This window comes from Pseudomonas sp. KH_046_1, assembly GCF_057839025.1.
Genome location: NZ_CM174481.1, coordinates 219532 through 231342 on the forward strand (window position 1 = coordinate 219532; position 11811 = coordinate 231342).

The 11811-nt window shown below is 59.8% G+C and carries 10 protein-coding genes and 1 pseudogene; 5 read left to right on the forward strand and 6 right to left on the reverse strand.

Annotated elements, in window-relative coordinates; genetic code table 11:
- Positions 1-185 precede the first annotated feature (185 nt).
- A pseudogene (locus AC3IT9_RS00985) lies at positions 186-311 on the forward strand (hypothetical protein); the annotation flags it as partial.
- Positions 312-792: 481 nt separating this feature from the next.
- Here the strand turns inward: AC3IT9_RS00985 and AC3IT9_RS00990 are convergent.
- The 4 genes from AC3IT9_RS00990 to AC3IT9_RS01005 form a co-directional block, all read right to left on the reverse strand.
- Positions 793-1047, reverse strand: a complete 255-nt coding sequence (locus AC3IT9_RS00990; RefSeq protein WP_489271713.1) for a hypothetical protein — start codon at positions 1045-1047, stop codon at positions 793-795.
- 335 nt (positions 1048-1382) lie between these two features.
- Positions 1383-2924 (reverse strand): phosphoenolpyruvate carboxykinase, encoded by a 1542-nt coding sequence (locus AC3IT9_RS00995; RefSeq protein ID WP_056726915.1) that lies wholly within the window; start codon positions 2922-2924, stop codon positions 1383-1385.
- 180 nt (positions 2925-3104) lie between these two features.
- Positions 3105-4007, reverse strand: a complete 903-nt coding sequence (gene hslO / locus AC3IT9_RS01000) for an Hsp33 family molecular chaperone HslO (RefSeq protein ID WP_150726443.1) — start codon at positions 4005-4007, stop codon at positions 3105-3107.
- 363 nt (positions 4008-4370) lie between these two features.
- Entirely contained in the window at positions 4371-4778 is a 408-nt protein-coding gene (locus AC3IT9_RS01005; RefSeq protein WP_489271714.1) for an RNA-binding S4 domain-containing protein, read from the reverse strand.
- A gap of 216 nt (positions 4779-4994) precedes the next feature.
- On the opposite strand from AC3IT9_RS01005, the gene rimB reads away from it, so the two are divergent.
- A complete protein-coding gene (rimB, locus tag AC3IT9_RS01010) occupies positions 4995-5474 on the forward strand; it encodes a retropepsin-like aspartic endopeptidase RimB (RefSeq protein ID WP_150726445.1) in 480 nt (159 codons plus the stop codon).
- Positions 5471-6376 (forward strand): 30S ribosomal protein S6--L-glutamate ligase, encoded by a 906-nt coding sequence (gene rimK, locus AC3IT9_RS01015; RefSeq protein ID WP_007972871.1) that lies wholly within the window; start codon positions 5471-5473, stop codon positions 6374-6376. Before rimB ends, rimK begins: the two co-directional genes overlap by 4 nt.
- Positions 6377-6532: 156 nt before the next feature.
- On the opposite strand, the gene AC3IT9_RS01020 is transcribed toward rimK, so the two are convergent.
- Positions 6533-7846 (reverse strand): ATP-binding protein, encoded by a 1314-nt coding sequence (locus tag AC3IT9_RS01020; protein WP_150726446.1) that lies wholly within the window; start codon positions 7844-7846, stop codon positions 6533-6535.
- Between the two features lie 115 nt (positions 7847-7961).
- The gene (gene ompR, locus AC3IT9_RS01025; protein ID WP_007972873.1) at positions 7962-8702 is read right to left on the reverse strand and encodes an osmolarity response regulator transcription factor OmpR; all 741 of its coding nucleotides are present in this window, start codon (positions 8700-8702) and stop codon (positions 7962-7964) included.
- A gap of 361 nt (positions 8703-9063) precedes the next feature.
- Between ompR and AC3IT9_RS01030 the strand changes: the two genes are divergently transcribed.
- Together AC3IT9_RS01030 and AC3IT9_RS01035 are read left to right on the forward strand one after the other, a co-directional pair.
- Positions 9064-11388, forward strand: coding sequence for a Tex family protein (locus AC3IT9_RS01030; protein ID WP_489271715.1), 2325 nt, complete (start codon positions 9064-9066; stop codon positions 11386-11388).
- Complete coding sequence (locus AC3IT9_RS01035; protein WP_007972875.1) at positions 11388-11771, forward strand: PaaI family thioesterase; 384 nt, start codon at positions 11388-11390, stop codon at positions 11769-11771. The genes AC3IT9_RS01030 and AC3IT9_RS01035 overlap by 1 nt, the downstream gene beginning before the upstream one ends.
- Positions 11772-11811 lie beyond the last annotated feature (40 nt).

The window sequence follows — 11811 nt, forward strand, 5'->3', positions numbered from 1 at the left end:
TACAGAAACTCACCGATAAATTCTCAAGAGACATTGAGTACGCAAACAAGTACCTGTCGGAGTACAGCCGACACTTCATTCTTTGGAGCCCAATTGTTAAGGACAGCCAAGGCCAAGCGACGTACAACCAGCTCGGGCAACTGGACGGCCTCAATGAAGAACTGGGCGGCGTTGAGCAGCAGCTCAACCGCGATCTGTACGGCAGTGACTTCACCTGGGTGGTCGGCGAATGGTTGGTGGGGCATAGCAAGCCGGCCGAGCTGATGACCCTGGAGCGTCGCGAGTGGGGCAACTTACGGTCGAGCTTGATCCAGTGGCTGTGAGGCGGGGCCACGCTCGACACCTCGTTAATTGCGCTGAAGAAGTTCCCCACACTCACCACGTCTGAGGCGCGGCGCGGATCGCGGGCGGCGACCAGTATTGCTTTGTCATACACGTGCTGCACCTCGAACCAGATCGAGCAGGAACCGGCGCGGACGAACCAGCCGGGCTGGACGCCGATCTGCTTGAGGTTGGTTTTGGCTTCGACGCGGATGACGCTAGGGAGAGGGGTGGCCATGACGTTTTCCAGGTGAGTCAGATCAGATGAGCAAATGATCCACCTGGTGGAAGCGTGCCAGTAGACAGGGTGCCATTGTCAGCGACCGAAGCCCAGCCACATTCACTTTTGGCTGGGTGGTTGTCTTGGCCTTTCATAGTCAAGACCGAAGAAATGACGGACTGACATTAAGGCAAAAAGGCGGCTTCTCCGGCTTCTCCGGCTTGTCCCTGCTTTGTTGCTCCGATAACGCATTACGTTCTTCCCCTATAGCCGAACCGCTCAACGGCGATCCGCTTGATCCCCTCTTCAAATGCAACACGCCTGTGCTCCAGCGCCTCTGCGGGGTAGGTCTGTTCGTCACTCATCTTTTGTATCCCCATATTCGGCGGCGTATTCGGCTGCATTGCATTTCGGGCATGGAATATCGCCGCCGTTATGCAAAGCGCCACCCGGTTCATCGCAGCTGTCTTCGTCCCAGAGAAAACCATCAATGCACTGAGCGTCAAGGTACGGAGCGCCAAAGTGCTTGCCGTGATAGTCGCAACCCAGTGCGGCTGGAGAATTCGGTGTGAGCCCCTGAAGCTGTCAGCATCTATCCGTACACACGGTCAACTCGCCGGAACCTGCAAACTCTGCCGAGGAGCACAACGTGGTCATGCATAAGACTGGGCCTCGCCTGCATGCCATGCTAAATCATGGTATGGCTTTCACATCTACGGATAAAAAAATACCCCTCATAGAGGGGTATTGATGCAGTAACTGGCTGAAAAGGGCCTAACTATGTATTCCCAAGAGGGGGGAATAACCGAGGGGCGGCTTCTTCGTTAGCTCAATCCAGCACTTACAGCTTTGGACCCGCAGCCTTGATCGCGTCGCTCACTTCGAACTTCTTGAAGTTCTCGATGAACAGGCCGGCCAGTGCTTTGGCGGCTTCGTCGTAGGCGGCTTTATCGGCCCAGGTGTTGCGTGGGTTCAGCAGGCCAGTCTCAACGCCCGGTACGGCCACTGGCACGTCGAGGTTGATGGTGTCCAGGTGCTCGGTTTCGGTACCGATCAGCGCGCCGCTCTGGATCGCTGCGATCACGGCACGAGTGGTCGGGATGTTGAAGCGTTTGCCGACGCCGTAGCCACCACCGGTCCAGCCGGTGTTGACCAGGTAGACCTTGGAACCGAAGCCGCGGATGCGCTTGATCAGCAACTCTGCGTATTCGCCGGCCGGACGCGGGAAGAACGGTGCGCCGAAGCAGGTGGAGAAGGTCGACTTGATGCCGCTGCCCGAACCCATTTCGGTCGAACCGACCAGAGCGGTGTAACCGGACAGGAAGTGGTAAGCCGCTTGTTCTTCGTTGAGGATCGACACTGGCGGCAGCACGCCGGTCAGGTCGCAGGTCAGGAAGATCACAGCGTTCGGCTCGCCACCGAGGTTCTTCTCGGAGCGCTTGGCAACGTGCTCCAGCGGGTAGGCGGCGCGGCTGTTCTGGGTCAGGCTGACATCGGCGTAGTCGGCGTGCTTGGCGTCGTCGATAACGACGTTTTCCAATACCGCGCCGTGCTTGATGGCTTTCCAGATAACCGGCTCGTTCTTCTCGGACAGGTCAATGCACTTGGCATAGCAACCGCCTTCGATGTTGAACACAACGCCTTCGCCCCAGCCGTGCTCGTCGTCACCGATCAGGTAACGGCTTTCGTCGGCCGACAGGGTGGTTTTACCAGTGCCGGACAGACCGAAGAACAGGGTCACGTCGCCTTCTTCGCCGATGTTGGCGGCGCAGTGCATTGGCAGTACGTCGGCAGCCGGCAGCAGGAAGTTCTGCACCGAGAACATGGCTTTCTTCATTTCACCGGCGTAACGCATGCCGGCGATCAGCACTTTCTTCTGTGCGAAGTTGAGGATCACGCAGCCGTCGGAGTTGGTGCCGTCACGCTCTGGCACGCACTCGAAGTTGGCAACGTTGAGCACTTGCCACTCGTCACGACCCGCCGGGTTGTACTGAGCCGGGTTGATGAACAGGCAACGGCCGAACAGGTTCTGCCAGGCAGTCTGGGTGGTCATCTTCACGGCCAGATAGTGCTCGGAAGCCGCACCTACATGCACGTGGGAAACGAAATGCTCTTGCGCGTTGTTGAATGCCTCAACGCGAGCCCACAGGGCGTCGAACTTGTCGGCCGGGAACTTGCGGTTGATCGGGCCCCAGGCGATGGCGGCCTGGGTGCTTGGCTCTTCAACGATGAAACGATCGACTGGCGAACGGCCGGTACGGTGACCGGTACGAACAACCAGTGCGCCGGTATCGGCAAGCTCGCCTTCACCGCGGTTGAGGGCTTCTTTAACCAGATCATCAACACTCAGATCGGTGTACACGGCGTTATTGGCTTGCGTCATGAGGTTCCCCGTCGGCCAGTGGCCGAGTGCTCCAAACGTTTTTGTAGTAGAAAGTCGTGCACTACTACCGCGAAAAAAGTGGGCCGGATTATGCCAGAAAAGCCCAAAAAGAGTAGGCCCCTCCTGTCGTAACGGCATTAATCCGGCGGCAGCCAGTGAATTTACCTGCGCTGAACCGTTTTAGTGACGAGTATCTGACGGCGTCTCGATACCCGCGCCGGCGAACAATTGAGTGACATCGGCCGCGTCAAACAGGTAGCGCTGGTTGCAGAACTGGCAATCGATTTCGATGTTGCCACCGTGTTCGACCACCAATTGCTGCGCGTCTTCCATACCCAGACTGACCAGCGCATTGGCCGAACGTTCGCGCGAGCAGCTGCAACGGAAGCGCAGCTTCTGCACATCGAACAGGCGCACCTGCTCGTCGTGGTACAGGCGATGCAGCACGGTTTCGTTGTCCAGGCTCAACAGCTCATCGGCGGTCAGCGTACCGCCCAGGGTGGTGATGTGCTGCCAGCTGGCGGCACGCTCGTCTTCGTCTTTCAAACGGTCGGCCGGCAGTTGTTGCAGCAACAGGCCACGGGCGCGACGACCATCGGCGCAGAGCTTGATGCGGGTGCCAATCTGCTGGGACATGACGAAGTAGTTGGTGAAGCAGTCGGACAACGTTTCGCCATCCAGATCGACGACGCCCTGGTAGCGTTGGCCCCGTTTCGGGTCGACGGTCAACGTCAGCGAGCCATCCGGCATCAAGTCAGCCAGGGTAGCGTCGGGGGCAATCCGGTCCGCCTCGTAACGGGCCAGGCCACGGATCTCGCGCTCGCTGGAGCACTCGATCATCAGCAGCGGGATCGGGCCTTCGGAGCGTGCCTGCAGAATCAGCAGGCCATCGAACTTCAACGTGCCAACCAGCAACGATGCGGCCGCCATCAGCTCGCCGAGCAGTTGCGCGACCGGCTGTGGGTAGGCGTGTTTGGCCAGGACTTCGGCGTAGCTGAGCTCCAACGAGACCAGTTCGCCACGGGTGTCGCTGTCATCGAAGATGAAGCGTTGTGTGAAGTCGTTATCCGCGTGATCGGTCATAGGTCTGGGTATCTGAATTAGTGAAAAAGGTTACAGGAAACAAGAAATTTACCCTGCGCCACCCCTCGGGTGCGCAACGTTCAGCCATGAAAGGCATTTTATGAACAATCCGGGCCTGATCCAAGCAAGGTGGAACAAGCGCTGATGGGTTTTGGGTCGTTTCCCGCCCCGCACTGCTGGCAATGTGGTTATGGCCTACAGGTCAGAGACTGTGTGTGATTTTCGACGAGCGGCGATATCGTCCATGCGATGCACTGCTGGCGAAGCACAGATATGGATGCGCAAAGGGTCAATTGCAAGTCTTGGCCTTAAGACGTGGTGAGGCCGGGCGAGTGCGCGGCAATCGCCCGAGAAATATCTGAATTAGTCGTCGTTACTGCTGCCACGAAACTTGAACAAATCCCGCCGCTGTTTCTTGCTCGGCTTACCGTCAGTGCTCACGCCCAGGGCTCCGGCTTTTCTTTGTGTCGCGGCCTCTTCGCGCTTGGCGATGCTGGCCAGGGTTTCGGCATACAAGGATTGCGCCTCCGGTGCGCCGCGACGAACGATCGACAGTGCCAGGACCACCACCGTGCGCTCCTCGAATCCGGTGCGAATCACGAACTCATCGCCGATTCGTGGCTCTTTACCCGGCTTGCAACGTTCGCCCCGGCAATGCACCTTGCCGCTTTCAATCGCCGCCTTGGCCAAGGCGCGGGTTTTGTAGAATCGTGCAGCCCACAACCATTTATCGAGGCGGACTTTGTCGTCCTCTTCGTTTTTTTGTGCCATGGAATTTCCTCATTCTGAAATATTGGTGAACTGTACTACCGTTTCTGTCGTACCAAGAATTACTCCATCCCGGACTACAATGCTGACATTCCATAACCTCCTTGCGAGACTGGAAATCCGGGCTGTAGATATCTGTCGCCTTTTAACCATTATTCTGCGTGAATACCGCGAATTTGGCCGCCTGCGGCCACTGCGGTTTCTACCGGTTGAGCAATTTTGAAGACATTTGACCATTTGACCGTTGTCGGTCTGCGCGAGTGGGTGGCGCTCCCTGATTTGGGAGTCGCCGGCCTTCGGGCAAAAATCGACACCGGCGCCAGCACCTCCAGCCTGCATGCCACCGACATCGAGACATTTGACCGGGACGGTGAGCAGTGGGTGCGCTTCACGGCGCACCTGGGCACGGTGGTTCAGTTGCGTCACCGGCGCTGCGAAGCACCGCTGGTGACGAGGAAAACCATTAAAAGCTCAAACGGTCACGCGCAGGTGCGATACGTGATCAGCACCACCCTGGCCCTTGGTGATCGGGTCTGGCGGGTCGAGTTCACGCTCGCCTGCCGCAAGTCCATGCGTTATCGCCTGCTGCTCGGTTCCAAAGCCCTGATCCACGGCCAGTTGGTGGTCAATCCGGGCATCAAGTATGTACAAGACAAGCCGGTGTTCCCGGTATCTACCTCCTCCACAGGTGTTGCATGAAGATCGCTGTGCTGTCGCGGAATCCGCGTCTGTATTCCACCCGTCGTCTGGTCGAAGCCGGTACCGAGCGTGGCCATGAAATGGTGGTGGTCGACACCTTGCGCGCCTACATGAACATCGCCAGCCACAAGCCGCAGATCCACTACCGCGGCAAACCGCTGGAAGGCTTCGATGCGGTGATTCCACGGATCGGCGCATCCGTGACCTTTTATGGCTGTGCAGTGCTGCGCCAGTTCGAAATGATGGGGGTATTCCCGCTCAACGAATCGGTGGCCATTGCCCGTTCGCGGGACAAGCTGCGTTCGCTGCAATTGTTGTCCCGTCGCGGGATCGGTCTGCCGGTGACCGGGTTTGCCCACTCCCCCGATGACATTCCCGACCTGATCGAAATGGTCAACGGCGCGCCGTTGGTGATCAAGGTGCTGGAAGGCACCCAAGGCATCGGCGTGGTGCTGTGCGAAACCGCCACGGCCGCAGAATCGGTGATCGAGGCGTTCATGGGCCTCAAGCAGAACATCATGGTTCAGGAGTACATCAAGGAAGCCGGTGGTGCGGACATTCGCTGCTTCGTCGTCGGTGACAAGGTGATTGCGGCGATGAAGCGCCAGGCCAAGCCCGGCGAGTTTCGCTCCAACCTGCATCGCGGCGGCAGCGCGAGCCTGATCAAGATCACGCCGGAAGAACGCATGACGGCGTTGCGTGCGGCGAAGGTCATGGGGCTGGCGGTGGCAGGTGTCGACATCCTGCGCTCCAATCACGGGCCGCTGGTGATGGAAGTGAACTCGTCGCCGGGTCTTGAGGGGATTGAGACCACCACCGGGAAAAATGTGGCGGGGATCATCATTGAGCATCTGGAGAAGAATGGTGGGCCGAATATGACGCGGACCAAGGGCAAGGGTTAATCCTCAAGCCTTGTGGCGGCAGGGATGCCGCCTTCGCGAGCAGGCTCGCTCCCACAGTGGATCGTTGGCGGATGCAAATTTCGCGTCCGACACCAATCAATGTGGGAGCGAGCCTGCTCGCGATGGGGCCATAAGCCCCACTGAAAAAATCAGGTTTTAAACGGCATCCCGCGGCAGCATCAACCCCAACGGCAACCGTACCCGCGCTTCCAGCCCACCGCCCGAGCGGTTACGCAGCTCAACGTTGCCGCCATGCATCGAAGCAATCCGCTTCACGATTGCCAATCCCAACCCGGTGCCCTTGCCACCCCGGGCACGATCACCGCGGGTGAACGGGTTGAAGATCGCCTCCAGCTCCGACGGATCGATCCCGGCACCACGGTCCATGACGCTCAGCACCACATACGGTGCGCTGGTGTCCCCGGATACATACGCCGCCACCTCCACACCACTACCGGCATGATGCAACGCATTACCGATCAGGTTGTTCAGCAGTCGTTTCATCGACACACGACGCAACGGGAACGGCTGGATAGGCTCCAGGCGCAGTCGCACTCTCTCTTCATTCTGGTTATAGGGCGCGGCGACCTCACGGACCAGGTCACTCAGGTCGACCTCTTCCACTGACTCGTCACGCCCGTCGCGAATGAACGCCAGGAACTGATCGAGAATCGCGTCCATGTCTTCGATGTCACGCACCATGTCGTCAGTCAGGTCGGTGTGATCGCCCATCAGTTCCAGGGACAGGCGCAAGCGGGTCAGCGGCGTACGCAAATCATGGGAAACCCCGGCCAGCATCAGTTCACGCTCGCGACCGGCCTGTTCGACGTCTTCGGCCATCTGGTTGAAGGCGCGGTAAACCTCGGTCATCTCACTCGGCGTATCGCTGATTGGCAGGCGCACGCTGCGGCCTTGGCCAAGTTGCCGCGCGGCATACACCAGACGCTTCAAAGGTTGATTGAGCTGGCTGACGAAGATCCAGGCCGAAGCGGTGGACAGCAGGCCAATTGCGAGGAACCAGCCCAGCACGTTCCAGATTTTCTGGCCGCGCAACGGATGGGGATAAAGCGGTACCTTCAGCCAGCCATCGCCCAGGCTCGGTGCCCGAACCCACAGCGCTGGTGGCGAATGCATGCGTAACCGGACTTCAGTGTCGGCACCCAGCTCCGACTGCATCTGCCGCTGGTAAATCTCGCTGTAAGGCCAGTGCTGTTCGCCTTCCGGCACGCCGGCACCCACCACCCGGATCAGGGTCGCGGCCTCGGCGATCTTGCCGCGGTTTTCTTCATCGGCAGCCCAATAGGCGCGCAGCGTCAGGGCGACACCGTGGCTGTACTGGCGGTCCACCAGAACGTCTTCGTTCATCAGCAGATAAACCAGGGTCAGCGCTTTGGAGAAGAGTACGACGATCAGCACCAGCCAAAGGGTGCGGGAGAAGAAGCTCTGGGGAAACCAAACGGGGGTTTTCATGGATAACCGTTAAACACTTGCAGGAGCGAGCGATGCTCGCATATTGCGGATCGCGAGTCTGCGGACAGGATCGATTGACCCGCTGTCCGCGTGACCCGCTCCTACAAATCGCCAATCACTTGGTGGCGGTACCATCCGGTACAAACACGTAACCCACGCCCCAGACAGTCTGGATGTAACGCGGTTTGGACGGATCGGGCTCGATCATCCGGCGCAGACGGGAAATCTGCACATCGATGGAGCGCTCCAGGGCATCCCACTCGCGGCCACGGGCCAGGTTCATCAGTTTGTCGCGGGTCAACGGTTGACGCGCGTTCATCACCAGGGCCTTGAGTACAGCGAACTCACCGGTGGTGAGCATGTGCACTTCTTCGCCGCGCTTGAGCTCGCGGGTAGCCAGGGACAACTCGTAGTCACCGAAGGTCACGCTTTCGTCTTCGCTGCCTGGCGCGCCCGGCACCGGAGCCGACTGGCGACGCAGGACCGCTTTGACGCGAGCCATCAGCTCATCGGGGTTGAACGGCTTGGCCAGGTAATCGTCGGCGCCCAGCTCCAGGCCCTTGATGCGGCTCAGCTCATCGCCCTTGGCGGTCAGCATGATGATCGGAATCTGGTTGTTCGCATTGCGCAGACGGCGGCAGGCGGTCAGGCCGTCTTCGCCGGGCAACATCAGGTCGAGGACGACCAGGTTGAACACTTCGCGCGCCAGCAGGCGATCCATTTGCTCGGTGTTCGGTACGGCGCGGGCGCGGTAGCCCTTGCTGACGAAAAAACGCTCCAGCAGGCTGCTGAGCCCCGGATCGTCGTCAACGATAAGAATTTTTTCGCCTTCAGCAGTTTGTGCAGTGCTGCTCATTGGATGCTCCTTTGATCTCGGCGCGCATTATGGCGTAGCTGCCGTTATACGCACCGTGTGCATTGTTAGCAGATTTTTCCTTTAGTGCCAGAAAACCGGCCATTGCACCGGCAACCCGCGATGCCCCCGAATGCCGTAACGCTGGTTATAATGCGCGGCCTTTTGTGTCAGGCAACATCAGACAGGTACTACAGACGGACACCATTTTTTTTCATGGCGTCGGCAGTAATTGTTCGATTTCACGGGTCAACGGGATACCTTTTGATCCAGGTAGCGGCGCAGGTCAGGCCGCTCAACCAGACTCGCCGAGGCCCTATCCCTGCGCCTGCGAGCCTGCTTTCACAATTTGTCAGGTGGTTTTATGGACAGCATCAACAGCCGCATCGCCGAGGAACTCGGTGTACGCCCACAACAGGTCGAAGCGGCCGTCGCGCTACTCGATGAAGGCTCTACCGTTCCCTTCATCGCCCGTTACCGGAAAGAAGTGACCGGCAGCCTCGACGATACGCAATTGCGTCATCTGGAAGAGCGCCTGCGCTACCTGCGAGAACTCGACGAACGGCGTATCAGCATCCTCGCCAGCATCCAGGAGCAGGGCAAGCTGACCCCGCAACTTGAACGCGACATCAAGCTCGCCGACACCAAGACCCGTCTCGAAGACTTGTACCTGCCGTACAAGCAGAAGCGCCGCACCAAGGGCCAGATCGCCCTGGAAGCCGGCCTGGGCGAGCTGGCCGACGGCCTGTTCAACGACCCGTCCCTGAGCCCGGAAACCGAAGCCGCACGCTTCATCGACGCGGAAAAAGGCGTGGCCGATGTGAAGGCTGCCCTCGAAGGCGCCAAGTACATCCTGATGGAACGCTTCGCCGAAGACGCAGGCCTGCTGGACAAGCTGCGCAACTACCTCAAGCAGGAAGCCACCCTCAGTGCCCGCGTGATTGCCGGCAAGGAAGAGGAAGGCGCCAAGTTCCGCGATTACTTCGAACACGACGAACCGCTGAAAAGCATGCCGTCGCACCGCGCGCTGGCGATTTTCCGTGGTCGCAACGAAGGCATCCTCAGCTCCGCACTGAAAGTCGGCGACGAACTGCCGGGCACCATGCACCCGTGCGAAGGCATGATCGGCCAGCAATTCGGCATCCAGAACCAGAACCGCGCCGCCGACAAATGGCTGGGCGAAGTGGTGCGCTGGACCTGGAAGGTCAAGCTCTACACCCATCTGGAGACTGATTTGCTGGGCGAGCTGCGCGATGGCGCGGAAACCGAAGCGATCAACGTGTTCGCCCACAACCTGCACGACCTGCTGCTGTCGGCCCCGGCCGGCCCGCGCGCCACTCTGGGCCTCGACCCGGGCCTGCGCACCGGTTGCAAGGTCGCCGTGGTCGACTCCACCGGCAAGCTGCTGGATCACGCCACGGTTTACCCGCACGTGCCGCACAACAAGTGGGACCAGACCCTCGCCGTGCTCGCCGCCCTGTGCGCCAAGCACTCGGTGGACCTGATCGCCATCGGCAACGGTACCGCCAGCCGCGAGACCGACAAGCTGGCTGCTGAACTGATCAAAAAATACCCGGCCATGAAGATGACCAAGGTCATGGTTTCCGAGGCCGGTGCATCGGTTTACTCGGCATCGGAGCTGGCTTCCAAGGAATTCCCGGACCTCGACGTGTCGATCCGTGGCGCCGTGTCGATTGCCCGACGCCTGCAAGACCCGCTGGCCGAGCTGGTGAAGATCGATCCGAAATCCATCGGCGTCGGCCAGTACCAGCACGACGTGTCGCAGCTGAAACTGGCCCGTGGCCTGGATGCAGTGGTCGAGGATTGCGTGAACGCCGTCGGCGTCGACGTGAACACTGCTTCCGTGGCGCTGCTGGCACGGATCTCCGGCCTCAACGCAACCCTGGCGCAGAACATCGTCAGCCACCGCGACGAGCACGGTGCGTTCAAAACCCGAGCAGCCTTGAAGAAAGTCGCGCGCCTGGGCGAGAAAACCTTCGAACAGGCCGCCGGATTCCTGCGCGTCATGAACGGTGAAAACCCGCTGGACTCGTCGGCGGTTCACCCGGAAGCCTATCCGCTGGTTCAGCGCATCGCCGCCGAAACCGACCGAGACATCCGCTCGCTGATTGGCGATGCCGCGTTCCTCAAGCGTCTCGATCCGAAGAAGTACACCGATGAAACCTTCGGTCTGCCAACCGTGACCGACATCCTTCAGGAGCTTGAAAAGCCTGGGCGCGACCCGCGCCCCGAGTTCAAGACCGCCGAGTTCCAGGAAGGCGTCGAAGACCTCAAGGACCTGCAACTGGGCATGATCCTCGAAGGCGTGGTGACCAACGTGACCAACTTTGGCGCGTTCGTCGATATCGGCGTGCATCAGGACGGTTTGGTGCACATCTCCGCACTTTCGGAGAAGTTCATCAAGGATCCACGGGAAGCGGTGAAGGCCGGTGACGTGGTGAAAGTAAAGGTCATGGAAATCGACATCCCGCGCAAACGCGTGGGCCTGTCGATGCGCATGAGCGACACTCCGGGCGAGAAAATCGACGGCGCTCGCGGCGCGCGTCCGGGATCGGCGCCACGCCAGTCCCAGAACAGCGCACCGCGCAAGGAAACCACGGCGGCAGCACCGAGCAACAACGCCATGGCTTCGCTGTTCGCCAATGCCAAGCAGTTGAAGAAACGCTGATGGACATTCCCGCCGGGCTGACCGAAAGCGCGTTTTTCAAGCTGCTGGGCTGCCGCTTGCACAGCCTGGAAACCGGGGTGGCGCAAGTCGCCCTGGCGCTGGAACCGGAGCTGCGCAATCGCGGTGGCAAGCTGCACGGCGGGGCCTTGTTCAGCCTGGTGGACATTGCCATGGGGCTGGCCTGTTCCAGCACCCACGGCTTTGACCAGCAGAGCGCGACCATCGAGTGCAAGATCAACTACATCCGCGCCGTCTCTGACGGCGAGGTGATGTGCACGGCGCGGGTGATCCACCCGGGCCGCCGCACATTGGTGGTCGAGGCCGATGTGATGCAGGGCGACAAACTGGTCGCAAAAGCACAAGGCACGTTCGCTGTCCTGTAGCTAGATGTCATCGATTTGAGTTAATTTCGGCGCTAAGACC

Bases quoted from the DNA above. Each gene is read 5' to 3' on its own strand.
- AC3IT9_RS01020 (WP_150726446.1), bottom strand. From the start codon at position 7,846: ATGAAAACCCCCGTTTGGTTTCCCCAGAGCTTCTTCTCCCGCACCCTT.
- AC3IT9_RS00995 (WP_056726915.1), bottom strand. From the start codon at position 2,924: ATGACGCAAGCCAATAACGCCGTGTACACCGATCTGAGTGTTGATGAT.
- hslO (WP_150726443.1), bottom strand. From the start codon at position 4,007: ATGACCGATCACGCGGATAACGACTTCACACAACGCTTCATCTTCGAT.
- rimK (WP_007972871.1), top strand. From the start codon at position 5,471: ATGAAGATCGCTGTGCTGTCGCGGAATCCGCGTCTGTATTCCACCCGT.
- AC3IT9_RS01030 (WP_489271715.1), top strand. From the start codon at position 9,064: ATGGACAGCATCAACAGCCGCATCGCCGAGGAACTCGGTGTACGCCCA.
- AC3IT9_RS01005 (WP_489271714.1), bottom strand. From the start codon at position 4,778: ATGGCACAAAAAAACGAAGAGGACGACAAAGTCCGCCTCGATAAATGG.
- ompR (WP_007972873.1), bottom strand. From the start codon at position 8,702: ATGAGCAGCACTGCACAAACTGCTGAAGGCGAAAAAATTCTTATCGTT.
- AC3IT9_RS01035 (WP_007972875.1), top strand. From the start codon at position 11,388: ATGGACATTCCCGCCGGGCTGACCGAAAGCGCGTTTTTCAAGCTGCTG.